This window comes from Kitasatospora sp. NPDC004614 (genome assembly GCF_042873675.1).
In the GTDB taxonomy this organism is placed as follows: domain Bacteria; phylum Actinomycetota; class Actinomycetes; order Streptomycetales; family Streptomycetaceae; genus Kitasatospora.
This window is the reverse complement of record NZ_JBIALR010000005.1, coordinates 308,648-331,555: the sequence shown is the minus strand read 5'-3', so window position 1 is coordinate 331,555 and position 22,908 is coordinate 308,648. Positions and strand designations below refer to the sequence as shown.

General features: G+C 72.7%; 18 protein-coding genes. 2 read left to right on the top strand and 16 right to left on the bottom strand.

Annotation, left to right across the window (positions count from 1 at the left end; genetic code table 11):
• Positions 1 to 176: 176 nt before the first annotated feature.
• From ACFYST_RS15435 to ACFYST_RS15410, 6 genes are all read right to left on the bottom strand, one after another.
• Complete coding sequence (locus tag ACFYST_RS15435) at positions 177 to 3,200, bottom strand: AAA family ATPase (protein ID WP_387862564.1); 3,024 nt, start codon at positions 3,198 to 3,200, stop codon at positions 177 to 179.
• On the bottom strand, positions 3,200 to 4,363 hold the full coding sequence (locus ACFYST_RS15430) for an exonuclease SbcCD subunit D (protein ID WP_387862563.1): 1,164 nt from the start codon (positions 4,361 to 4,363) through the stop codon (positions 3,200 to 3,202). Before ACFYST_RS15430 ends, ACFYST_RS15435 begins: the two co-directional genes overlap by 1 nt.
• Before the next feature lie 399 nt (positions 4,364 to 4,762).
• Positions 4,763 to 6,583, bottom strand: a complete 1,821-nt coding sequence (locus ACFYST_RS15425; protein ID WP_387862560.1) for an ATP-dependent endonuclease — start codon at positions 6,581 to 6,583, stop codon at positions 4,763 to 4,765.
• A gap of 750 nt (positions 6,584 to 7,333) precedes the next feature.
• A complete protein-coding gene (locus tag ACFYST_RS15420; protein WP_189278140.1) occupies positions 7,334 to 8,032 on the bottom strand; it encodes a helix-turn-helix domain containing protein in 699 nt (232 codons plus the stop codon).
• Positions 8,029 to 10,287: a hypothetical protein gene (locus ACFYST_RS15415; RefSeq protein WP_387862556.1), complete on the bottom strand. Its 2,259-nt coding sequence runs from the start codon at positions 10,285 to 10,287 to the stop codon at positions 8,029 to 8,031. The genes ACFYST_RS15420 and ACFYST_RS15415 overlap by 4 nt, the downstream gene beginning before the upstream one ends.
• A 7-nt stretch (positions 10,288 to 10,294) precedes the next feature.
• Positions 10,295 to 10,624, bottom strand: a complete 330-nt coding sequence (locus ACFYST_RS15410; protein ID WP_189278142.1) for a DNA-binding transcriptional regulator — start codon at positions 10,622 to 10,624, stop codon at positions 10,295 to 10,297.
• A 550-nt stretch (positions 10,625 to 11,174) separates the two neighbouring features.
• Here ACFYST_RS15410 and ACFYST_RS15405 point away from each other — a divergent pair.
• On the top strand, positions 11,175 to 11,930 hold the full coding sequence (locus ACFYST_RS15405; RefSeq protein ID WP_387862554.1) for a DUF1330 domain-containing protein: 756 nt from the start codon (positions 11,175 to 11,177) through the stop codon (positions 11,928 to 11,930).
• A gap of 1 nt (position 11,931) precedes the next feature.
• Here ACFYST_RS15405 and ACFYST_RS15400 read toward each other — a convergent pair whose 3' ends face one another.
• The 10 genes from ACFYST_RS15400 to ACFYST_RS15355 all read right to left on the bottom strand — a co-directional run bounded on the left by ACFYST_RS15400 (position 11,932) and on the right by ACFYST_RS15355 (position 21,920).
• Positions 11,932 to 12,924 (bottom strand): SIS domain-containing protein, encoded by a 993-nt coding sequence (locus tag ACFYST_RS15400; protein WP_387862551.1) that lies wholly within the window; start codon positions 12,922 to 12,924, stop codon positions 11,932 to 11,934.
• Positions 12,925 to 12,929: 5 nt separating this feature from the next.
• Positions 12,930 to 13,742, bottom strand: coding sequence for a class I SAM-dependent methyltransferase (locus ACFYST_RS15395; RefSeq protein ID WP_387862549.1), 813 nt, complete (start codon positions 13,740 to 13,742; stop codon positions 12,930 to 12,932).
• Between the two features lie 32 nt (positions 13,743 to 13,774).
• Positions 13,775 to 14,236 (bottom strand): DUF4178 domain-containing protein, encoded by a 462-nt coding sequence (locus ACFYST_RS15390; protein ID WP_387862546.1) that lies wholly within the window; start codon positions 14,234 to 14,236, stop codon positions 13,775 to 13,777.
• Entirely contained in the window at positions 14,236 to 15,366 is a 1,131-nt protein-coding gene (locus ACFYST_RS15385) for a hypothetical protein (protein ID WP_387862543.1), read from the bottom strand. The genes ACFYST_RS15390 and ACFYST_RS15385 overlap by 1 nt, the downstream gene beginning before the upstream one ends.
• Positions 15,294 to 16,376: an NAD(P)/FAD-dependent oxidoreductase gene (locus ACFYST_RS15380; RefSeq protein ID WP_387862540.1), complete on the bottom strand. Its 1,083-nt coding sequence runs from the start codon at positions 16,374 to 16,376 to the stop codon at positions 15,294 to 15,296. Before ACFYST_RS15380 ends, ACFYST_RS15385 begins: the two co-directional genes overlap by 73 nt.
• Positions 16,377 to 16,389: 13 nt before the next feature.
• Entirely contained in the window at positions 16,390 to 18,000 is a 1,611-nt protein-coding gene (locus tag ACFYST_RS15375) for a methionine--tRNA ligase (protein ID WP_387862537.1), read from the bottom strand.
• 14 nt (positions 18,001 to 18,014) lie between these two features.
• A complete protein-coding gene (locus ACFYST_RS15370) occupies positions 18,015 to 18,362 on the bottom strand; it encodes a cupin domain-containing protein (RefSeq protein WP_387642004.1) in 348 nt (115 codons plus the stop codon).
• Positions 18,363 to 18,816: 454 nt separating this feature from the next.
• Positions 18,817 to 19,353, bottom strand: a complete 537-nt coding sequence (locus ACFYST_RS15365) for an NUDIX hydrolase (RefSeq protein ID WP_387862534.1) — start codon at positions 19,351 to 19,353, stop codon at positions 18,817 to 18,819.
• A gap of 1,116 nt (positions 19,354 to 20,469) precedes the next feature.
• On the bottom strand, positions 20,470 to 20,853 hold the full coding sequence (locus ACFYST_RS15360; protein WP_387862531.1) for a hypothetical protein: 384 nt from the start codon (positions 20,851 to 20,853) through the stop codon (positions 20,470 to 20,472).
• A gap of 755 nt (positions 20,854 to 21,608) precedes the next feature.
• Positions 21,609 to 21,920, bottom strand: coding sequence for a hypothetical protein (locus ACFYST_RS15355; protein WP_387862528.1), 312 nt, complete (start codon positions 21,918 to 21,920; stop codon positions 21,609 to 21,611).
• A 605-nt stretch (positions 21,921 to 22,525) separates the two neighbouring features.
• On the opposite strand from ACFYST_RS15355, the gene ACFYST_RS15350 reads away from it, so the two are divergent.
• The gene (locus ACFYST_RS15350; RefSeq protein ID WP_387862526.1) at positions 22,526 to 22,657 is read left to right on the top strand and encodes a hypothetical protein; all 132 of its coding nucleotides are present in this window, start codon (positions 22,526 to 22,528) and stop codon (positions 22,655 to 22,657) included.
• Positions 22,658 to 22,908 lie beyond the last annotated feature (251 nt).

Below are 22,908 nucleotides of genomic sequence, written 5' to 3'. Positions count from 1 at the left end.
GGTCTGGTAAGTCGGGCCCCGCTTGACTGCGGGTCAGGGCGGGAACGTCCTCCCGTCGGTGAGGGGGTTCCCACATCGTCCTGTCGCGGGGCGCCACCCGGCCGAGGGGCTCGTGGGGGAAGGTCTCGGCGGTCCTGCTGGCGGACGGTCGTACCAAGCGGGCCGATTCGCGGATATCAGTGGGCCGGGGCGGTGGCCATGGCATTCACGGTCGAGCCGTCTTGGCTCTTACGGACCTGCATTTGGGTGGGGATGCGCCGTCGCAGGTCCGCGACGTGGCTGACGACTCCGACGGTGCGGCTGTAGGAGCGCAGTTCGTCGAGTACTTCGAGGACTTCCTCCAGGGTCTCGTCGTCGAGGCTGCCGAAGCCCTCGTCGATGAAAAGGGTGTCGAGCTGGCTGCCGCCGGCTTCCTGGGCGACCACGTCGGCGAGGCCGAGGGCCAGCGCGAGGGAGGCGAAGAAGGACTCGCCGCCGGAGAGGGTGGTGGTGTCGCGGGTCTGGCCGGTCCACTGGTCGAGGATCTCCAGGCCGAGGCCGGAGCGGCCGCGTCCGCTCGTACGTGCGTCGGTGTGGGACAGCACGTAGCGACCGGAGGACATGCGTTCCAAGCGGGTGTTGGCCGCCTTCGCCACCTCTTCCAGCCGGGCCGCCAGGACGTAGGCCTCCAGGTGCATGCGGTACTGGTTGTCGCCCGAGGTTCCTGCGGCGAGGTCTGCCAGGTGCTTGGCCACGTGGTGTTCTTCCAGGAGGGGTGCCAGTCGCCCGATGCCTTGTGCGAGGTCGTCGATCTGGCCGAGCAGCGCCTCGCGGCGGGCGCGGCTGGTGCTCTCGTCGATGGCCGCTGCCTCCAGGCGGTCCGCGGCGGCGGCGAGGATCGCCTCGGCGGTCTGTTCGTCGGCCGGTTCCGTGGCGGCGGCCTCGGCGAGATCCGGGTCCTGGAGTGTCGCCGTATGTGTGGCCTGGGCTGTTCGCCAGGCTTCCAGTTCGCTTTCCCGCGCTGCCAGTTCGGCACCGGGGATCATGGCGTGGCGGGCTTCCTCGGGTGTGGTGAATCCCGTGGCCGCGAGCACGGTCGCGGCGGTGCGGCCGGCGCGGTCCAGGTTCCCTGCGGCCGCTGCCGTCCGCTGGATCGCCGCCCGTGTCCGGGCGATCGCTTCCGCTTCGGCGGCGAGGTGGGCGCTGCGGGTGGCAATCGTCGGGGATCCGGCCAGGGCATGGGCAAGGCGTTGGGTGAGGGTCTCCTGCTCGGTGATCCAGGTCTCCTGGCGGCCGAGGTAGTCGCCGATCCGTCGGCCCAGGCCGGCGAGTTCGGATGTCCGGGTCGCGCGTGTCTCGTCGAAGGTGCGCAGTTCCTCGTTCGCGGGCGCGGCGTCCGCCGCGGCGGCCAGGAGGTCCTTGTGAGTCTGTCGGTCGGCGCGGTGACGCTGCTGGAGGTCGGCGGTCGTCTGCCCGTCGGCCAGTTCCTGGGCCGAGGCCGCTTCGGCCATGAGCCGGACGAGGTCCTGTTCGGCTTCCTTGCAGGTCTGGTCGGCCTGCTGGTAAGCCTTCTCCGCGCGGGCCTCGTCCTCCCTGCTCGGGTGGTCGGCGGCGGCGGTCGCCGGCCGGGGGTGGACCGGTGAGCCGCAGACCAGGCAGGGCTCCTGGGGGCGCAGCCGGCCGGCGAGTTCACCGGCCATGCCGTCGATGCGGCGGTTCCGGATCCCGCGGGCGTGTGCCGCGCTGTGGATGACGGCTTCTTTGAGTTTGTCGGTGTCGGTCCGGGCCTTGGTGATCTCGGCGGCCAGGTCGTCGCGTCGGCGGGCTGCGGCGAGTTGCTGTTCGAGGTGCGGCAGGGTGGCGGCGAGTTTGTCTGCGTGGGTCTGCGCCAGCTGGGCTCGGTCGATCCGCGCGGTGTGCTCTGCGCGTCGGGTGTCTGCCTGGTCCAGCCAGTGGGCGATTTCGTCGTGGTCGGCCTGCGCCTGGTCCAATTCGGCCTCGAGATCGGTGAGGGAGGCTGCCAGTTCTTCGGAGCGCTGTTCGTCGTGGCGAAGGGCGTCGAGGCGGCCGAGGTCGTTCTTCAGGTGGTTCTCGGCGGCGGTGAGGCTTTCTTCGGTGTCGTCGCGTCGGGGGCCTGGCAGTTGTGTCCTGGCCTGTGTCTCGGCGTGGTGCGCTTCCTGGTAGTCATGGTCCGCGTCGTCGAGGGCCTGGATGAGGGGCCGGATCTGCTCGGCGCGGCGACCGCGTTCCAGGATCGTCTGCAGGTTCTCGAAGGCCGGGGCTTGCGCCTGCAGGTCCGACAGGGCTTGGGCTGCGGTGCGGTGGCGCCGCTGGCGCTCCGCCAGGATGCGGACCTGTGCGGTTCGGCTTTCTTGGGTGCTGTGCTCCCTGCGGGCGGCCTGCAGTGTGGCGGCGGTGCCCTGGTGGGCCTCGGCGGTGCGGTCGTGTACGGCCTGTGCCCAGGCGAGTGCCGTGGGGTGGGTGGTGTCGATGCTGTCCTCGGTGGGGGCCGGTTCCTCGACCGCGTCGGTGATCGGGGTGCCGGCGGTGTCCTGGATGCGATCGATGTCGCGCAGGACGGCCCGGCGGGCGTCGTCGCAGCGCTGGCCGCTATCCTTGGCGTGGTCGGTGAGCCAGCGGGCGATGTTGCGGAAGCGGTGGGTGCCGAAGAGGCGCCCCAGGACGGTGGCGCGGTCCTCGGCCTTGGCTCGCAGGAATCTCGCGAAGTCGCCTTGCGGCAGCAGGACCACTTGGCAGAACTGTTCGCGGTTCATGCCCAGCAGCGCTTCGATCTCGCGGGCGACTTCCTGGTGGGCGGTGGTGACTGGCTTCCACAGGGCTCGGCCGAGAGCGTCGTCGCCGTGCCGTTCCTCCAGAGCGGCCTTGGCCTGCGACCGCGTGGTGCCGGTTCCGTCACGCCGGGCCCGATCCTGCTGGGGAGTGCGCACGATTCTCAGGCGGCGCCCGGCCATGCTGAACTCCAGCTCGACCTGCGTGGGTGTGGCGGGGTCGGCGTGGTGGCTGCGCAGGGCGCTCTGGTGCCGCTCCCCCGGCACGTTGCCGTAGAGGGCGTAGCAGACGGCGTCGAAGATGGTGGATTTCCCCGCGCCGGTGGCGCCGTGCAGGAGGAACAGTCCGCCTTGGGAGAGTGTGTCGAAGTCGATGCTCTGCCGGGTGCGGAAGGGGCCGAAGGCCTGCAGGGCAAGGGTGTGCAGGCGCATCAGCGGGCTTCCTTCGCGGTGTCGTTCAGACGGGTAGCTTCGGCTGCTCGGCGCAGGAGGTCGTGTTCGGCGGGGGTGGGGGCGTGGCCGTTTCGGACGTGTTCGACGAATCCGGCGGTGATCTCGAGTTCGGTGCGGTGGCGGGTGCGTTCGGTGTAGGTGGTGCTGCTTTCCGGACCGCCGTCTTCGGGGGCGAAGGTGAGCTGGACGGTGTGGGGGAAGCGGGTGCGCAGGCGGTCCATGGCGTTGATGGGGCGTTGCGGGTCGGTGAGGGTGACGTGCAGCCATGCGTCGCGCAGGTGTTCGTGCCGGTGGTCGTTGAGCAGGGTGTCGAGGTGTCCGGTGAGGGTGTCCAGGATTCGGGGGCGGGGGCAGGCGAGGGCTTCGGTGGTGAGGTTGGCGTCGGCGTCCAGGTCGACGAGCCAGGTGGTCTTGGCGTAGCCGGCTTCGGAGAAGGAGTAGGCGAGGGGGGATCCGCTGTAGCGGATGCGGTCGGTGACTTTCTGCGGGCGGTGGAGGTGGCCGAGGGCGACGTAGTCGATGCCTTCGAAGACGGCCGCGGGGACGGTGGGGATGCCGCCGGCGGTGATGTCGCGTTCGCTGTCGCTGGTGTGGCCGCCAGTGACGAAGGCGTGGGCGAGGACGACGGAGCGGGTGCCCGCCGGGCGGGTGGCGAGGTCGGCGCGGACCCGGTCCATCGCGGCGCCGAGGACGGCCTGGTGGGTGGGTGTGTCGGCGGCCATCTCCTCGCGGGTCAGGAACGGTTCGAGGTAGGGCAGGCCGTAGAAGGCGACGGGTCCGTGCGCGTCGCGCAGCATCGCGGGTGTGTGGCAGGTCGCGGGGTCGGTGCGCAGGTGGATGCCGGCTCGTTCGATCAGGCGGGAGGTGACGCCGAGACGGCGGGGCGAGTCGTGGTTGCCGCTGATCATGATGACGGGGACGTGGAGGTCGGCCAGGCTGTTGAGGACGTGGTCGAAGAGGGCGACGGCGTCCAGTGATGGGATGGCCCGGTCGTAGATGTCGCCTGCGACGAGGACCGCGTTCACCTCTCGCTCCTGGACGATGGTCAGCAGGTGGTCGAGGAAGACGCGCTGGGCGTCGATGAGGGGCTCTCGGTGGAACGTCCGTCCGAGGTGCCAGTCCGAGGTGTGGAGCAATCGCATGGTCGCTGACCGTAGCCGTCCGGGTATGGAGTGCGGGCCGACTTCGGTGTTTTGGTCCGCGCGGTGGTGATCTGTGGGAATTGCCCGGGCTGGAGGCCGCAGCACCGCCGCCGCAGAGGCGTGAGCGGCGGGCGCGGGGGCAGGAGATTGTCAGTGCGGCGGGAAAGAATATGGCCAGAGAGGGGGAGAGATGACTTCCGAGCAAGGCTCTTTGCGTAGTGGTTTCCCTGCTCCGAACGGGTGCCGGTGGTGTGGCATCGACGAGCGGGTCCACGCACGGCAGTGGGTGGAGGAGGTGGGCTGGCATGCCTGGGCCTCCCCGACCGTTGAGCAGCGCAAGGCCCGGATGAAGGCACGGCGCGCCGCCCGGCTACAGCAGGACGCGTTGTCCGGGAATGATCAGCCCGCACTTGCGCGCAATGCCACGAATACCGCCCTCAACTGCGATGGCACCTCGAAAGCGGAGTCAAGGGACGTGGCCAACTCGTAGACCATTTCGGGTTTACCGTCCGGGCTCTTGCTTCCCTTCTCCTTAATCATGTCCAGAATGTCCTTGCTGAATTTCCGGCCACCGCGGTGGGCCTTGAAGTCCGCGGCCTCCCAGGGCTGCTCGCCCTCATGGCGCGGCCACTTGCGGTTGGCCACTCGGGCCCACAGCTCGTCGTCGAAGAGTTCCTCGAGTTCGTTGAAGTTCTCGGCCTCGCCGACGAAGGACACCTGCGTCGCGGGATCGAGACCGTAGTGGCGCAGCCGGTCGTCCTTGAAGAACTTGGCGACGTTGCGGCTGTCGGCGTCGACCAGCAGCATCACGGTGCGGCGCTGGGCGGCGAGGTAGCGGGCGAGGTGGAGGGCGCCTTCGTTGTTGTTGCAGGCCCACAGGGCGATGCCGGCCGCTTGCAGGGACAGCCCCTGCGAGAGGCGGAAGAGCACCGGGATGGCCTGCTGTTCGGTGGCTCCCTCGACGGCGAGGAAGCAGCGCTCGTGGAGCAGGACGGAGTTGCGCAGGCCGAGTGCGGAGGCGATCTTCCCGAGGTGCAGGTCGATGCCCTTGTGCGTGTCGTCTGCGAGGCGCTCGACGACGGTGCGGCCCGTTTCCAGGCGCAGGTGGACGACGTCGGCGATGTCCACGCCGTCGATGAGGTTCATCGAGTGGGTGGCCACGACGACCTTGACGGCTTCCGTCGCGCACTGGCGGCGGATGAGGTCCATCACGGTCCGCTGGTGGGTGTAGTCCAGGTGGGTGTCGGGCTCGTCGTAGACGACGATCGTCTGGACGGGCGGCATGTCGTCCTCGTCCGGTCGGGGCTCTTCCAGGAGTTTGCTGGTCCACTCCCAGACGGCGAGGGCGATCCGACGGTTGCTGCCGCGGCCGGACCTGGAGAGGTCGACCCGCTCGCCGTGGGCGCGGGAGATGTGCAGGTGCGCGTGCTTGAAGCCGTGGGAGAAGGAAACCTCCGGTTCGACGGAGACCTCCACGAGGTCCGGGCAGTGTGCCTTGATGTGCGCGCACAGGTCGGCGGCGTCGCCCTTGACCAGGTCGGTGACCTCGGTCTCGATCGTCCGCAGGCGGCCCTGCAGGCCGTCGTCTGCCAGATGGGCCTGGTAGCTGCCGGCCAGTGCTGTGTGGATGGCCCGGTCCGGGCTCTCGTCCTTCCCGCTGAACGACAGCAGCCTCGGCAGCCGCCGCGCCAACTGCTTGGGCAGGGTGGTCCATTCGGCTGCCTGCGGAGACCGCGCCGCGTGTGCGGCGAGCGCCGCTTGCAGGTCGGCCTTGAGCCCTTTTCCCCCGACCTGCAGTCCGAAGGTCTCCGCCAGCTCCCTGAGAGCGGGTACGAGCAGCGAGTCGAGATCACGCAGCCTGGGGTCGCTCGGGAGCTGGGCCCAGTACTCGAGCACGGGCGCGCTGTCGCCCTCCACCCGGCGCCGGATCCTCAACTCGGCCGGGAAGCCCATCGCCTGTTCGGCGACGTCCAGGGCGAAGCGGCCTTCGGCCCAGGTCGAGGCGCAGCGGGCCGGAGCGGCGGCGTCTGTCGGCGGGTTGGTGTAGGTCCGGTCCTGTTCGACCGGTCGGTAGCCGCCGAGGAGGAAGTCGAGGGCGGCGAGCACTGCGCTCTTCCCGCCGTCGTTGTGGCCGGCCAGGATGGTCGGCGCGCTGACGGGGATGTTCTCGACCAGCGTCAGCGAGCGGAACCCGCTGACGGAGAAGTCCTTCAGGTGCACAGTTGCAGCCGCTCCGCTCTCCCCTGCCGCCGTGCCGTGTCGCAGGCAGCAAACAGCCTGCGACACAGGGCTCCTGACGCCACCTCCGTCGCAGGTGACCATCGTAGGCTCATCGGCACGGCGCCCGTGCCGCGGCAGCGAAGGACCGGAAGCCACCGGACGGTGGGGCAACCTTTCGGCGGGCTCCGACCGCCGTGTCTGTTCCCAGCCGGTGATGCGGCGTGATCTTCGGGTTCTCGGACGCCGTCCGGAGGTGGCGATCGCCGACAATGTCTGCCATCGGGCACTCCGGCGCTGGCCGCGGAACGGCTCGGAGGGGCGGGCGGGCTGCGCGTCCACATCGCCGGGCTGTTGCCGTCTACGGGGGCTCTGTGATCGTTGCACTCGCGCCCGGTGCTGGGCTGTTCACGGGGCGGGTAGCGGCGGGCTGTGGGGCTGCTGCGGCCGGCGTGGGTGCGGTGGCGCTTGTGGAGTTCTCCGAGGCTGCCCGCCTGTGGCCGGGCGTCCGCGTGACTGTGCGGTTCACGGCGGCGGCTGCAGACATGTCGGCCGGTGCACTGGTCGGTGTGGAGTCGCTCGTGAAGGCGGTGGCGGCCGCGTTCTTCGGCTTCGCCGCTCTCGCTCTGCTGCCGGCCCGTGCCGCGCTGTTGCTGCCCGGGTCACCGGCCGGTTCGGCCGGTGACCCGGGCAGCAAGGGGCACATGGTGCCGGTCTCGGTCTGTGCGGCCCGGCTGCTGGCCGTTGGCGGCGTTACTCGGGAACCCAGCCGCGGACTTCGAGGTAGGCGATGTCGGCGTCGTCGACGGCGCGGCCGGTCTCGACCAGCCACTCGCGCATGGCCTCGGTGACGTCGCCGTGGTGGTCGGCGACGCGCTGGGACCACTCGGCGGCGTCGAATCCGCCGGTGGAGGCGGAGCCGTAGGTGCGCTCCTCGGTGCCGTCGGAGCGGGGGACGAAGCCGCGGCGGATGCCACCGGAGTCCTTCTCCGACCCGGCCGAGTGGACGTACTGGTCGGCCTTCATACGGACGGTGAAGGCGAGGCGGCCGCCGGCCTGGCCGGTGGCGTGCACCACCGGCGCGAGGTGGGAAGCGCCGGAGCGGATGGCCTGCTTGCCCGCGCGGCCGGCCATCGACCCGCCCGCCTCGCCGACGGTGTCCTTGCCGCGGACCCGGGCCCTCTGCCCGGTCCTGGTCCGGCGGCGGGTGGTGTTCGCCTCGGCGATCCCGACCAGTGCTTCCTCGTCGCGCTCGCCGCCGCGCACCGCGCGGACCAGCTGGCGCAGCGCACCGACCATGCTCGCGCCCTTGCCCTTGGTGAAGAACTGCGAGACCAGGCTGGCGTCGCGGCCGAGGATCTTGGCGACCTGGCGCTTGGTGTAGCCCTGGTCGATCAGCTCCTGGGTGAGGCGGGCGGCTTCGTTCGGCTGGTTCGGGTCGGCGGGGCTCACTGGTCAGCTCCCTTCTCGGCGAGTTCGGCGCGGCCCAGGGCGCGCAGCTTCAGGTACTCCTCCTGGCTGACCGGGTGCGGCACGGGGCCGGTCAAGTGGCCCTTGAGGAGGTAGTCACCCGGCTCCCCGCGATACGGCCAGGGCTGACGCTCGGTCAGCGCGATGCCGTCCGTGCCGAAGTACACGACCGTCCCCGGCTTGGCGTGCAGCGCGCCGGCGTGGCCGATGATCTCCTTGCCCTGGCGGTACTTCATGTCCAGCAGCGCCGCCCGCGCCCCCGACCACACGTACGCCGCCCACTCCGGGTGCGCGTAGGGGTCGCGGGAGAAGCCGGCCTGCCGCTGCCAGGTGACCGTGTCGCCGTCCTGCCCGAGGATCTCGACCCCGGCCGGCAGCGCCTCGCCGACGGGTGTGGTGCCGGAGACCAGGCGCGGGCGCTGCGCGAAACCGCCCAGGCCGAACAGAAGCACGGAGCGCACGGCGCGGGAGGCGAGGTAGCCGGCCTGGCGCTGGCGCTCGTCGGCGTGCGCGCGGGACAGGTTCGTCAGGTCCGCCCAGGCGGCCTTGAGGCGCTTGCCCCACTCGTCCAGCGGCTTGCCGTCCTCGAAGAGGAGGCCGCCGAGGATCTCGACCTTCCACGGTGCGATGTGGTTCGACAGGGCGAGGTGGACTTCGGCGCCGCCCGCCCACGTCACGAAGGTCTCCCCCGGCGTCGAGGGGTAGACCCAGGCCCGGTCACCGGTCACCGGGGCGGGAAGCAGGCCGACGTGGTTCCAGCCCTGAGGGACCGTCACCCGCACGTTCCAGTGCGAACACGACATCAGCGCCTTGACCTGCTCCGGTCCGGTCATCGCCGCGAACCCGGCCGCGGTGATCCGGCGCGGCGTCCCGACCGGGGACTTCCACAAGTGCTTCGCGTAGGCGAACGTGCGGTCGTACTCCACCAGGGCGGGGAGCTGCTCGGGGACGCGCGGGGGCAGGATCAGCTCGGTGCGGCCCTGGCCGCCGGTCGCGTGCAGCAGGCCCCGCAGCTCCTCCGACAGGACCGGGTAGCCGCCCGCCCACTTCCCGCTGCTGGGGATCGTGCGCGACCACAAGTCCCGGCCCGTCTGCGACGGCGAGCCCATCAACACCGCATCGTCCCAGTGCCGCCGCAGCGCCTGCCACAGCAGCGTGAACGCCTGACGGCACGTCACTACGTCCGCGCCGTCGGGGTCGAACCACTCCCCCATCGAGCGGATCTCCGTGACCGGGCCGTCCGGGGAGGCTGCGGGGGCGTAGCGGCCGACGGGCTGGCGCTGGTGGACGAAGTGCCCGGCCAGCTTGTCGCGGCCCGTACCGACGGCGGTCGTCCACCGCTCGGACGCCGTGTTCAGCCAGGCGGCGACCGCGTCCTTGAGCGTGGAATAGCGCTCGGCGCCGTCGTGCCACGGCGCGCCCGCGGTGACGTAGATCCGCTCCGTGCCCGGGGCGGCGGCGAGGACGGCGTCCAGAATCCGACCCGGGGTGCGGGTGCCGAGGTCGAGGCGCACCACGCGGTCGCGCACCGCCAGGTCGCCGGTCGCGGCGTCCAGGAACACCGTCGAGCGGGCCTGCTGAACGAAGTTCGGGCGCTTCGAGACCAGCCCGGTGGTCACGGCCTCGAAGCGGGCGGCGGCCGGGCCCTCGGGGAGGGCGGGCAGCTCACGCGGGCCGGCCGGCGTGCCTGCCTGCTGCTCTCCGGCCCCCCGGACCGGCGCGGTCGTGGGGGTCGAGGCGGCCTGTACGCCGGGTTCTGTCTCCTCGGCGGCCGGCCCTGCTTGCGGTGCGACGGGCTGCCCGGCGGCCGGCGCCTCGACGGCCCGGGCGGCCGGGACGGCCGGGGCCGGCTGTTCGGGTACGGCTGCGGGGCGGGTGAGCGCCGGAGCGACGGCGGTGGCGGTGGCGGGCTCGGCGGCCGGCCCCGCCGCGGGCGCCGGGGCGGGCGCGGCTGCAGCGGCCTGGTCGTCGCTCCTGGCGGCGCGGACGGCGGCGGGGGTCGGGTCCAGCAGTGGGGCGATCCGCACAACGTCGCCGACCGACAGCCCGGAGGCCTTCGCGATCGGCGCGGCCTGGGCGCCCTCGTACGCCGCGAGTCCGGCCACGCGGCGTGCGCGCTGGGCGGTGAGCCTGTCCAGTTCCTTCTGCGCGGCGGCGACCTGCTTCTCGGCGGCGGTGATCTCGGTGCGCAGCTCGCGCAGGCCGGCGAGCTCGGCGGTGTACGTCCTGCGGTCCATCAGGGTGTCACTTGCCTTCCGCAGCGTCGGCGCTGGTGTCGAGGGGGCGGGCCCGGCGGGCGAGGGTGAGCCAGCCGTCGGGGCCCTGGACGCCGTGAATGTCGGCCAGGCCCGCGAGCAGGAACGCGTAGGCGCCTCGCTTCGGTGCGCGCGGCTGCGCGGCGCCGCTCTCCCACTTCGCGAACGTCTCCCGCCGGGTACTCAGGGCCTCGGCCACCTCGACCTGCGTCAGACCGGCGGCCTTGCGCAACCGCTCCCGCTCCGCCGGCTCCGGCAGGTCACCGCCGTCCCGGGCCCTGGCCAGCAGCGCTTCCACCGCCGCGAAAATCTCGGACATCACATACCTCCCATCCAAGAAGGTAGCATTAAAAGGCTCTTCAATAGCAGCCTTGCTACTCGCATAAACATCTCATTGAAAGCCACAACTAGCGCACATGGCGGTTGACAGATCGATGCGTGATCCGCCCGCTCCTGGCCGGACGGACGAGGAGAGACGTACGCGGCAAAAGGCGGCAGCCTGGACCGGCGAGAGCGACCTGCAGAACATCTCGATTGGCCTGGTGCCCCGGATCGCGGCCGTCAACTCGCTCGGGGTGGGCGGCACCAACGCCTGCGCGGTCGTGGCCGAGGCGCCGCGCCGCGATCCGGCGGCCTCCTCCTTCGGCCATGTGCTGCTTCCCGCACTCCGGCGGACTGCCCAGCGAGTACGTCCGCTGGGGCCACCGGCTGCCGGGGACCAGGTGTATGGCATCTGCCCGGCGGGGGCCGCGGCCCCCGCGTGAGCGAGCCCTCCCTCACCCGGCTGCCCGACCTGGTCACGGCGCTGCTGGACGAGACCGACTTCGAGCCGCCGTTCGTGTTCTCGGACACAGCCTGGGAGCACTGACGTGGGAAGACCAGCGGGCGGCGGAGAAGCGAGTCCGGCAGATCCTGCGAGACCTGTGCGTGGAGAGGCTCATCGTCAAAACCGACCCTCAACGGGCCGTCTACGACCTCGTGCAGGAGTAGAACCAGTGGCTTTAACCACGAGTTGGGGTTCTGGCTCAGCTTCCGTGAAACGACGTCGTATACGGCTGCGGTACTCCCGAGAGCAGGCCGCTGACCCGCTATTCCCCGATGCTGGCGAGCCTGGCTGCTGGGCCACCACGGAAGTTGAGCCAGAACCCGCCCTGGACCCGTTCGGCGGTCGCTTCGTCGTCCACGGCGGCAAGTTCCGGACGATGGAGGGCAGTTGGGGCCGGTACGGGCTGATCCTGATCGAGTTCCCGACTACGAGCGGGCCCTCGCCTGGTACGACTCGCCCGTCTACCGGGACATCGTCGAATTTGCGGAACCGGCACATGACGGCCGACGTCATCGTCGCCGAGGGCGTGCCGGCCGGTCACCGCGCCGCGAAGCGGCTCGCCGCTCCCGAGGCGTCCGGGCCGCGCCCGGCGCGGTGCCGGCGGCGGTGGCGCCGACGTACAGCGCGACGGCGTCGTTGGCGGCCTGACGCGACGCCACCAGCCCGGACGGTGCGCACCCCGCCGGTGTCCGGCTGCGCGCCACTGGCAACACGTCAGGCGCCGGACCCCGGGGCGTCGTGGTGCGTGGCGCCGGGGCGACCGGCCGGCGTGGACCCGCCGGGCCGGCCGCCCCGGTAGGTTACGGCGCGCCCGCGGCCCACAGTTCGGTCTTGGCCCAGGCGCCGACGATCGCCACGTCCGGGTTCTGGTGGCGCAGCTCGGCCCAGCGGCCCGCCAGCAGCTGGAGCCGGACGGTCAGCGGGAGCTGTGCCAGCACCGGAGGCAGCCCGGCGGCCGCGGGAGTCGCGGCGAGGGTGTTGACGGTGATGCCCTCCGCGGCGGCGGCCGCGCCGAGGGCGGCGGTCAGGCCGTCCGGGTCGGCGTCGGGTTCGAGCAGCAGCAGGCCGTCGGCGGCGCCGAACGGCACGGCCGACCCGTGCAGGTACAGCTCCGACTCGTAGCCCTCGGCGAGGATGCGGGCGGCCTCGCGGACCTTCAGCGCGCCCTCCCGGGCGGTCACCCCCCAGGGCCCGGCGCCGATCACCGCGAGCGCCCGGGCGGGCAGGGCGACGGCGTCCAGGCCTGGCTCCCGGCAGGCCTCGCGGACGGCCTCGGCGGTGCGGTGCAGCTGCTCGGGGCCGTACTGCTCGGCGCCGAGGCGGTGGGCGAGCCCGGCCAGCACGGTCAGGGCGGCGGTGTAGCTGACGGTGTAGGTCTCGGACTGCTCCTTGGCCACCGTCTCGACCGACTCGGCCCAGTCGGCGGTGCCGGCGCCGGTGATCGAGACCGTCGGCACGCCCGCCGCGAGAGCCTGCTCCCGGCAGCGCAGCGCGAAGGCCGTCTCCGCCGTATGGGTGATCACCACCACGGCGTCGTCGGAGCGCAGCGGGGCGCCCCAGCGGGCGAACTGGGCGGCGGACGACCAGCGAGCGTCCACCCCGGCGTGATGGAGCATCATGGCGCCGAGTTCGGCGGCGTGCTGGCTGGTGCCGGTGCCGAGCAGCAGCACCCGGCGGGCGTCGGCCAGGCGCTCGGCGGCCTGCCCGAGGTCGGCCTCGGCCAGCCGGTCGACGGCCTCCGCCTGGGCGTGGACCATGCGGTGCAGGGCGGTCTGCTGGAAGGTGCGGGACACGGGGGTCACTCCTCTCCGGCCGGGCGGGCGGCCGTACAGATCAGGTGCGGCGAGTGGACGTGGAACGGGCTGAGGTCGTAGTCGCCGTACAGCCCCTCCGGGACCAGGCCCGCGCGGGTGAGCAGGGCGGTCAGCTCGTGGGCGCTGTAGACACGGTAGTCGGCGGTGACGCTGCGTCCGGCCGTGCCCGACGCGGGGTCGAAGGCCTGGATGTTCCAGGTGATCCGGCTGGTCTGCGCGTCGAACCGCTCCTCGTACAGGTACGTGGTGCCGGTGCTGGAGTCGAAGTTGCGGACCACGAACTCCTCCGGTGCGGTGCCGAAGGACTCGCCGCTCTGGGTGAGGAACCAGTCCCGGTTCATCACGTCGATCAGCAGCCGTCCGTCCGGGGCCAGGCGGCCGCGGATCTCGCGCAGGACGGCGAGGTTCTCCTCGTCGGTGTCGAAGAAGCCGAAGCTGGTGTGCAGGCTCACCACGGCGTCGAAGGAGCCCTCCGGGAGGGCGCTCAGGTCGCGCATGTCGGCCTGCACGAAGGAGACCCGCTGTCCGGCCCGCGCGGCCCGCTCGCGGGCCTGCGCCAGGTACGGCTCCATCAGGTCCACGCCGGTGACGTCGAAGCCCGCCGCGCCGAGCGGCACGCTGTGGCGGCCGGTGCCGCAGGCCAGGTCGAGCAGGGCGGCGCCGGGCTTGGGATCGAGCGCGCCGGTGACGCAGCGCACCATCGCCTCGGCGGTGGCCGTGTCGCGCAGCTCCAGGTCGGAGCCGGTGTAGACGTCGGTGAAGAAGGTGCTCCACCAGTCGGTGGGACGGTCGGTCACGGGTATCGGTCCGTTCTGTCGTGCGGGGAGGGTCAGGCGGGCGGCCGGGCCTCGACGCCGAGGAGGCCGGGGGAGCCGGGGGCGTCGAGGCCCGCCGGTCCGAAGTGCTCCAGGCTGGCCCGGAGCCCGGGGCCGGTGTAGTCGACGTAGTGCAGGCGGCCGGTGCCCGCGCGCAGGCCCGGCAGGCCGCCGAACTCGCCGGCGGCCCGGTACTCGCCGTGGCCGCGCTCGACCACGGCGAGCGCCCGGCCCTCCAGGGCGGGGCGGTCCGGGTCGAAGCCGGCCGCCTCGGCGGTGGTGCGGTGCCAGTACGAGCTGCGCTCGGTGCCGTCCGGCAGGGCCTCGACCGCCAGCCAGAGCGTCGCGCCGCCGGGCCCGCCGGTCAGCAGGTACTCGGCCCAGCGCTGGGTCGCGCTGCGGACCTGGACGGCGCCGAGGACGGTCGGCCCGTCCGGCAGGGTGTCGCCCGGGAGCAGGTGCAGCAGCCCGGCCATCAGAACTCCCGCCGGCTGTTCGGCCGGGACTCCGGCCGCCACGGCGCGTCGTGCAGTTGCCCGGGCCCGATGGGCAGCCCGGCCATCAGCGCGGCGTTGTGGTACGCCGGGCTCTCGTCGGCGGTGAAGTAGTCGAGCATCATGGTCCACTCGTCCGGGGCGGGCTCGCCGGCGGGCGGCGGGTAGGGCGTCGGGTCGGCGTAGTACGAGGAGACGGTGACGTCGATGTGGTACAGCGCGCGGTACCGTTCGGGGTCGGCGTCGGCCGGCAGGTGGCCCGGCCGGGGCGGTCGGCGCACACCGTAACCCGTGGGGCGGGAGCCGCCGAGGTGCCAGGTGCTGCCGTGGCCGGCCGGGTGCCCGATGCCGCCGTTGCCGACCGAACGCAGCGCCGTGCCATGGGAGTTGCGGACGGCCTCGGCATGGGTGCGGAACCGTCCGGCGTCGTGCGCGGCCTGGGTGTGGTGGCCCACGGCGTTGATGTTGAGCAGCATGCCGCCCGGCACCCGGTGGTCGTGCGCGCGGGTGAGGTGGGCGCCGGTGAAGAACACCGTCATGCTGGCCGCGAACAGCTCGATGCTCCCGTCGGGGCGGCGCAGCGGCACGCCGTCCAGGCAGATGGTGTCGGCCTCGATCGGCGCCCACTGCGGCAGGTACAGCCCGACCAGCAGCCGGAACACCTCCACCAGTTCCGGCCCCGGCCGGGCGTGGGCCAGCCGGGCGCTGCCGAACATCACCTGCAGACTGCTGGTCCGGCCCTCCAGTGCACGCAACTTCCAGCGTTCCCGGGCCTGTTGGAGCAGCTTCTCGACGTGCTCGGAGCCGAGGGCCAGGTCCTCCTCGGTCACCCAGCAGATGTCGAGCGCCGGGTCCGCGCCCGGCCGGGAGGCCACCTTGGCGAAGACGCACGGCTGGTGCCTGCCGAACCAGCGGCGCAGCGCCGCCTCCTTCTCCTCCGGGGAGGCCGCCGCGGACAGCAGCACCGCGTGCGCCTCGTCGATGTCGGCCCCGAAGCCGTGCTCCGGCCCGCCCGGGACGAGCCGGTCCAGGGCCGCCGTCAGCGGGTCGCCGCCCTCGGCCGCAGCCGCCAGCGCGGGTGCGGCGAGGCTTTTCCCTCCAGTACGTCGCATACGTAACTCCCCCATGTGGGTGCGTTCTTGAAGCCGTGGCCGGAGTCGCCCCCCACCAGCCAGACGGATGGGGCGGCCGGATGCCGCCCGAGGACGAACTCCTCGTCCTCGGTGGTCGTGTAGGTGCAGGTCTCGGCGGAGAGCACCGGGGCCCCCGCCAGCGCGGGAAAGCGCAGGCGCAGGTAGGCCCGAGCGGGCTCCGGCAGTTCGAACGGTGCCGCGGGCCGGGCGCCGGGGGGCGCCTCGACGTCGGGGACGACCTTGACGCCGGCGCCGCTCAGCGCCCCGATGCCGTACATGGCCCGGCCCAGGTCGAGCCAGGCCGGTCCGGCCGGCCCGCAGGGCAGCGCGGGCGAGTCCAGGTAGTAGCTGACCTGGCCCGCCGGCCGCCCGCAGGCCAGCTCCGGGAAGAGCCCGGGCAGCGCCGCGCCGACCGCCCAGACCACCAGCGGGGCCCGGTGCTCGGCGCCGTCGACCAGCACCCCCGCACCGGCCGGCCGGGCCTCGCCGCGCACCAGCTCGCAGCCGAGCGCCCGGCAGGAGGCGGCCAGTGCCCGGACGGCCCGGCGGGCGCGCAGCACGCCCGCCTCGGGCTCGTACAGCGCGAACACCAGGTCCTCGGTGCCCACCGCGGGGAAGCGCCGGGCCACCTCGCGGGGCGACAGCCGCTCGACCGGGACGCCCAGGCCGCGCAGCACGGCCAGCGACCGCTCCTCCCAGCCCGTGGACGTCCCCCGCGACGCGAAGGCGAGCACCCCGGACGGGACCAGCAGCTGCTGACCGCTCTCGCGTTCCAGCTCCCGCCAGCGGCGCACCGATTGCCAGGTCAGCTCGGTGTACTGGCTGCGCGCGCCGTAGGAGCAGCGCAGGATCCGGGACTCGGCCGCCGAAGGGCCGTGCTCGCCGGGCTCGCCGGGGTCGACGACCGTCACCCGGTGCCCGCGGCGGGCGAGTTCACGGGCGATCGAGAGGCCGACCACCCCCGCCCCGGCCACCAGCGCGGACGTCACTGCGGCCGGCCGCTCACCGGTCCATCACCTTCGACTCCAGGTCGGCGGGCTGCGGGTCGAAGAAGACGATCCCGGCCTGCGCCGCGCCCTCGGCCGCCAGCGGGCCCAGGTCCGTCCCGCGCACCGGCCCGGTGCGGCCCAGTGCCCGCCACAGCCGCTCGGCGAAGTCCGGCATGACGGGGTACGCGAGCCGGGCCAGCAGCTGCGCGGCCGTGGCCTCCACCGCGAGCGTCGCGGCGTCGTCCGGGTGGGCGGCGGCGAACTCGGCCGTGCCGCGGACCAGGTCGCGCAGGGCTTGGGCGGCGGTGCGGGGCGAGAAGCTCGCGGCCAGGTACGCGCCGTGGCTGCGGGTGGCGAGGCGGGCCAGTTCGGCCAGCTGCGCGCGGTGCGCGTCGGTCAGGCCGGTGAGCGTGGTCGGGGCGCCGGTCGCCAGGCGGTCGAGCACCGAGGCGAGCCAGGGCTGCCAGCGCCCGGCCAACTCGCCGTCCGCCAGCTCGTGGAAGCGCTGCCAGGTGAAGTTGGTCCGCTCGTCCTCGGGCCGGTCCAGGGCCAGCACGAAGCGCACCGTGTCGGCCGGTACGTGGGCCAGCAGGTCGGTGGCCCAGATCGCGTGCCGGCGGCTGGTGGAGAACTTCGCCGCATCGAGCTCGTAGAACTCGTTGGTCAGCAGCGCGTCCGGCAGCCGCAGCCCCTCGTCGTAGGCCATCAGCAGGGCGGGTATCAGCGCGGCGTGGAAGTAGCTGTTGTCGAAGCCGAAGAACTGCACGATCCCCGCGCCGTCCCACGCCTCCCGGGGGTCGGTGCGGTCGCCCCGCCGGTCGAGGGCCTCGGCCACCGCGTTGAGGTAGCCCGGCGCCATCTCGGCCCAGACGTAGACCCGCTGGTCCTCGAAGCCCGCCACCGGCACGGGCAGGCCCCATCCGGTGGGGTGGCTGAGCGGGATGTCCGGCAGCCCGGCCGCGGTCAGTTCCAGGCAGAAGGCGCGGAGCCGGGGGCTCATCACGACCGTGCGGTGGTACGCGGCGAGCCGCTCGGTGTAGCGGCCGAGCGGGAAGACCAGGCGCTGGTAGGAGCGCGGCACCGGCGGCCGGTCGCAGGTGGTGCAGCGCGGGTCGGCCAGGTCGGTGCAGACGTTCGGCCAGGCGCACACCTCGCAGGAGCTGCCGTCGGTGAGCACGCCGCAGTGCGGGCAGCCGCCCCGGACGTACGCCTCGAACAGGTAGCGCTCGCAGCCCTCGCAGTACAGGCAGTCCTCGGTGCGGCGCTCCAGGCGGCCCTGCCGCTCCAGGGCCAGCACGAAGTCCCGGACGGCCTCCTGATGGCCCGTCGAGTGCTGGGGGCGGACGTAGGAGTCGACGGCGAAGCCGATCGAGTCGAAGATCGCGGCGATCTCGTCGGCGAAGCCCTGGGCCATCTCCAGGGAGTCGGTGCCCAGGGTGCGGGCCTTCGCCGGGACGTAGCTCTGGTGGACGTCCGAACCGGTGGCGTACAGGGCGTCCTCGGCGCGCAGGTGGCAGGCGCGGGTGTAGACGTCGGCCCCGGAGTACGGGCCCGCGAGGTGGCCCAGGTGGAGATCGCCGTTCGGTGTCGGCGGTGCGGCGGTGACAATGCTGAACACGGGCATCGCTGGTGAGCTCCTCAGAGGCTGACGGGTCCGTGGCTGTCCGGCCAGTAGATGGAGAGGAACACCATCCGGGTGTCGCCGGTGTTCGTCACGAAGTGGCGGCTGCCGCCGGGGATGAACACGGACAGCTCGGGGTGGACGGGCGCGCGCTCCTCGCCGATGGTGATCTCGCCGCGGCCGTCGAGGAAGACGAAGACCTCGTTCTCCTCGTGCTGGTGCGGCTCGGTCGCCCCGCCGGGCTCCACCACCGCCTTCCCGAAGCCCCAGGGGGCCAGGTCCTCCCCGCCGTGCGGGTAGAGCTGCTGGTAGCGGATGCCGTACGCGTCGGTCAGTTCGTGCTCGGTCATCGGACGGATCAGCATGGGCGCACACCTTCCCCCGGCGAATCCGAGGCAATGCGGTGATGGTCCGATTCCCCCGTCAACCCCGTTCGTCGTCGATGGTTGGCGGTGTGATCATCGTCGTGGTGCCGAGTACCTGTCAAGGATCTTCAGCAGCAGTGGAGTTGGATCGGTCGGGCGATTGGCACCCTGTCAGTTCCGAGCCGGGAAGGCCATCACCTTGCCCGTTCCGAAAGGCGCGAATTCCCGGCCGGACGCGAGTTCGCGCACCGCGGCGCGGCGGGCGCGGCCCATTGGCCCTCGTGCGGGCGCCGTGATCCGCGAACCGCTTCCGGCGTTCGACGAGTTGACTGACCGACAGGTCGGTGGCCGCCGCGGCGGCGCGTTCGGCCGGCAGGGAGCGGCCCCGTCCGCCGCCTCCACTTCGAGGGCCTCAGCCGTCGGCGGCCCGGTCGGGCAGCCGTCAGACTGGCCGTCAGGAAAGCGACCACGGTGGAGAGTTCGGGAAACATCGGGACGGATCGGGCTGCGGGAACGGCAGCCACTCCTCGTGGGGCCGCCAGGCGAACGCGTCGTGCTCCCGACTCAAGTACACCGGCGTCCCGGCCGGGACCGGGTCGGCCGCGAACGCGAAGTCGATGACCGGCGGCCACCCGCCGGCCGCGCAGCGGTAATCGACGGCCAGCGGGCGCAGCGGTGCGGCGGGCTGGATGGCGGTCTCTTCGGCGAGTTCGCGCAGGGCGGTGGCGAGGGGGGTCTCGCCGGGGTCGGCGGGCGGTTGCCACCAGGCGGGGTGTCCGGGGTAGGGGCGGGCCTGGTGGAGTATCAGGATCCGTCCGTCCTCGTCGGTGACGAGGACGGACGCGGAGACGGCGTGTGGGGGCAGGGTGGCGGCGAACGCGGAGGGCTCGATGGTCGGCGAGGTCACCGTGCTGGTCTCCCTGGTGGTGCGCGGGCGGGTGTTGGTGGTCAGCGGGCACGGGTGACGGTCAGTTCGGTGGAGCTCGGGCACGGCCGGAAACCCCGGTGCCGTAGCCAAGGTCCAGGACGACTGCAACTTCGTCATTGACAAGTCGTCCGGCTCCCCCGTCCGGGACTCCAAGACCTACAACCCCGACGCCTGACCACTCCCCGGTGGCCCCGGACGAACCCGTCCAGGGGCCGCCACCCACCGCCCCAGCTCCAACCAAGGACTCCGATGCCCAAACAGCCCGCCCAGCTCAACAAGTCCAGCGCGGTCGGCGGTCCCCTCGTCGGCATGAACGCCTGGCAGTTCCTCCTTACCTTCCTCCCTCTCGGCCGCCGGACGGCCGCCGCTGCCGGCTCCTCCCACCCGGGTGACCAGCAATCAGGCGGGGAATGCTCGGGACCAGCACGCGCAGCACCATCGGTCCCGTCCAGCACCACCGACACCCACCCACCACCACAGGCAGAAGGGGCGCAGGGGCGCAGACAGGGACGTCAGAATTCCCGGCCGCCTCCACCGACTCGTCGGCCCGGGCGAACGCGGCGGGCGCAGGCCGGGACGGGAGAGCCGCATCGGGAGTGTCATCGGGAGCGCGCCGAGTGATCGGGCACCGCACCCGTTGCGGCTGGGCGGTCGGAGCCGCTTGATCCGAGCACTGCCCGGCGTCGATCGCGGACACGCCGTCTTCACGCGTTCAGTGTCGGGTCGAGGTCGGCGCGCGGGGCGGCGCCGGCGCCGGTCGGACCCTGCTCCGCGGCCCGGCGCACCACCGGTGCGCCCGGCGGCTGCGCGCCGGGGAGAGCGTCGACGGCGTCCCGGCGCCCGCCCGCACCTGCGGCATCGCGTTGGCCGACCGCCCCGCACAGCCGGGGTGAACGAACCCGACCGCGGCGGCGCCGAGCCGGCCCGGCCGCCAGGTCTCGCCATCGGGTGCTGGAGAGCGAACCCCGCTGCGCGGCGGCTCGGGACCGGCGGGCGTCTCCCGGTCCAGGAAGCGGCGCAGGGGTGTGCCGGGGGCAGCTCGGGCCGGGGGTCGGGCTCATGCCCGCCACCGCCGATCGGTGGCTCTGCTGCGGGCCGGGCCGGCGTGCGCGTCCACCGGCCGGCCCGCTCTCGTGGATTTGGGGCGGACCGGCGGGACGCGGCGGCCGGGCCGGGCAGTTAGGGCGTACCGCCCTGTTGGCGGCCCATCCAGTCGGTGATGGCCTGCTCGGTGCGGGCGAGCGCGTCGGTGGGGCTGAACTGCAGCAGTTCCGTCCCGGCGTCGACGTAGGGCCGGTGGCCCGGCGGCTGGTAGTACGCGTCGCCGGCCTCGTACACCTCCTCGTGGTCGGCGAAGACGAAGCGCATGCGCCCGGCGATGACGTAACCCCAGTGCGGGCACTGGCACCTCCCGTCGGGCAGCGACTGCAGCGGCCCGTCCAGGTCGGCGTCCGCCGCGAAGGAGACGAATTCGACGGTGTAGCCGTTCATCTCCTCGCGGCGGTCGGTCACCGGACCGAACTCCTGGACCTTCGTCGCGGACTGCTTGGACACCTTCGGCATCGCTCGGCTCCTCTCCGTGACGGCCGGGACTTCCCGTCGTCTCGAGTCGACCACTCCGTACGGCCGGCTGCATCCGGGCGGCGGGGCGGGTGGCATCGGGCGCTCGCCACCGGGGCCGCCGTCAGAGCCGCTCCAACCCCCGTGCGGCATGCCGAAGGCGCACGCCGACCGCTTTGGGGTCGGCGCCTTCGGCGTGTCGTCGTCGGCCGGGTGTGGCGGTACCACTCGGGTTGGGTATCGCGGCGGGAAGTTCCGGTCGGTGATCCGGGTCCGGGCAGGCAGGGTGACGAAGCGGGCCGGTGTCATCGGCCTGGGCCTGGACGAGTTCCGGGAGGGGGCCGCGACGAACGGTGCTGCGGCGGTGCCGGCCGGGACAGCGGCCGCGGCGTCCTGGAGTCGCCGGTGGGCGGCGGGGAAGGCGTCCTTGGCCCTCGCGTCCTGTGCCTTGGCCTTCGCGGCGCCGGCTTCCAGCGGGATCCGCTCGATCGTGCGGGTGGGGTACTGGTCGGTGTGCCGGATCTCCGTGCCGGTCATGTCCCGGCCGACGGGGATGGTGCGGACGTCGCGGCCGTCCGGCCCGGCGTGGCAGTCCTGACCGTCGCTAATGCTGCGGGTGCTCGGCTGCTGGGTGTGGGAGTCGGTGACAGGGCATCAGTTCCCTGCTGTGCTGGGGACCGGGTGTGGGGCCCGGCCCGGAGCGCCTGTCCAATGCCCGCCGACCAGCAAGGTCAACACCTTTGAGCGGGCACGGGCCATCAGGGCCGACTGCGGTGGACGACGGGTCGGGCAGCCGGGGCCGGCCCGGTGCCACGTAGTGCGAGGGTCACGGTACGGGTGTGCTGCTCCAGCCGGCTCATGGCCTGGCGCGGCGGGGCGGGGTCGAGGTGGTGGGTGAGGTCGTGGACGGCCTGGTGGTCGGCGTCGGCGGGCGTGTGGAGGCCGGCGCGGTCGAGGGTGGTGTGGAGGGGCTGGGCGGCGGTGGGCGGCGAGGCTGTGGTGGGCGGTGTCGGTGGCCTGGTGGGCGGCCTCGCGGGCGTATTCGGCGACGTCCTGGCGGTGGCGCTCACGGCGCAGCGGGTGCTGGAGGGCGGTGTCGTGGCCGGGGTCGTAGCGCTCGGTGCGGGTTTCGGCGGTGGGGTCGTGGACGCGCTGCCACTCGGCCAAGGCGTCGGCCGCGGTGGCGTAGGTGGTCTCGTGGCCGGCGTCGGCATACCGGTTGGCGGCGCGCTCGTCGTTCTGGGCCGGGTTCGGGGTCTGTTGGAGGTTCTCCAGGGTTGTCCCGGCCGCCCGGCGGCGGGCCCGGTTGGGGCGTCGCTGTGCGGCCCGTGTTCCTGGTCGTGGTCCTCGTCCTGGGGGAAGGCGGGCGGGGCGGCGGGTAGGCGGGGCGGTGGTGGGGCCGGCGGCATTCGGGTGCGAGTCGTGCGCGGTCCGGCGGACCGGGGTTTGGGTACGGGTTCGGGTCTCATCTCATGGCACGGTGGGCAGTTCTGGAAAAATAGTCCAACTCCTTTGTTTTATATGGAAGTTCAGTACATTGAAGAGCATGGAAGAGGTTCGGCCGACTTGCGCCCTGTGCTCACTTCAGTACGACCCCACGTTCATGTCCGGGCTGGCCTGCCGGGTAAATAGTTGGGACGACCGCGTAACTCCTGGCTGCCCGCCCCAGAAGCAGATGATCGCAGAGCTGGTGGCCCAAGAGGCCCGCAAAGAACGGCCCAAGACCGTGCCCGCGGCGTCCGGCGGCGGGTGCCTGATGTGCCTGATGGTGGTGCTGGCCCTCGTAGCCGTGGTCGTTCTTGGTTGATCGGTACCTGCTTCGCGGAGTCCGCCGTGAGGGGCTGCCCCGACGGCGGGCCGCGAGGCAAGACGGCGGGGTCGGAGGGTTGACCTGGTGGCGGGCGATGTCGTCCGGCATCGCCCTGAACGCGATGTCCGGGCGCCGCGGCATGCTCGGTGGCGATCTGCTCGTCGTGGGTGGGTTCTCCGCACCCGAACTCTGATCCGGCTTGACCTGGGCGACCACGGTCGGGAGGCGCGGCTGGGGCGGGGGGCCGG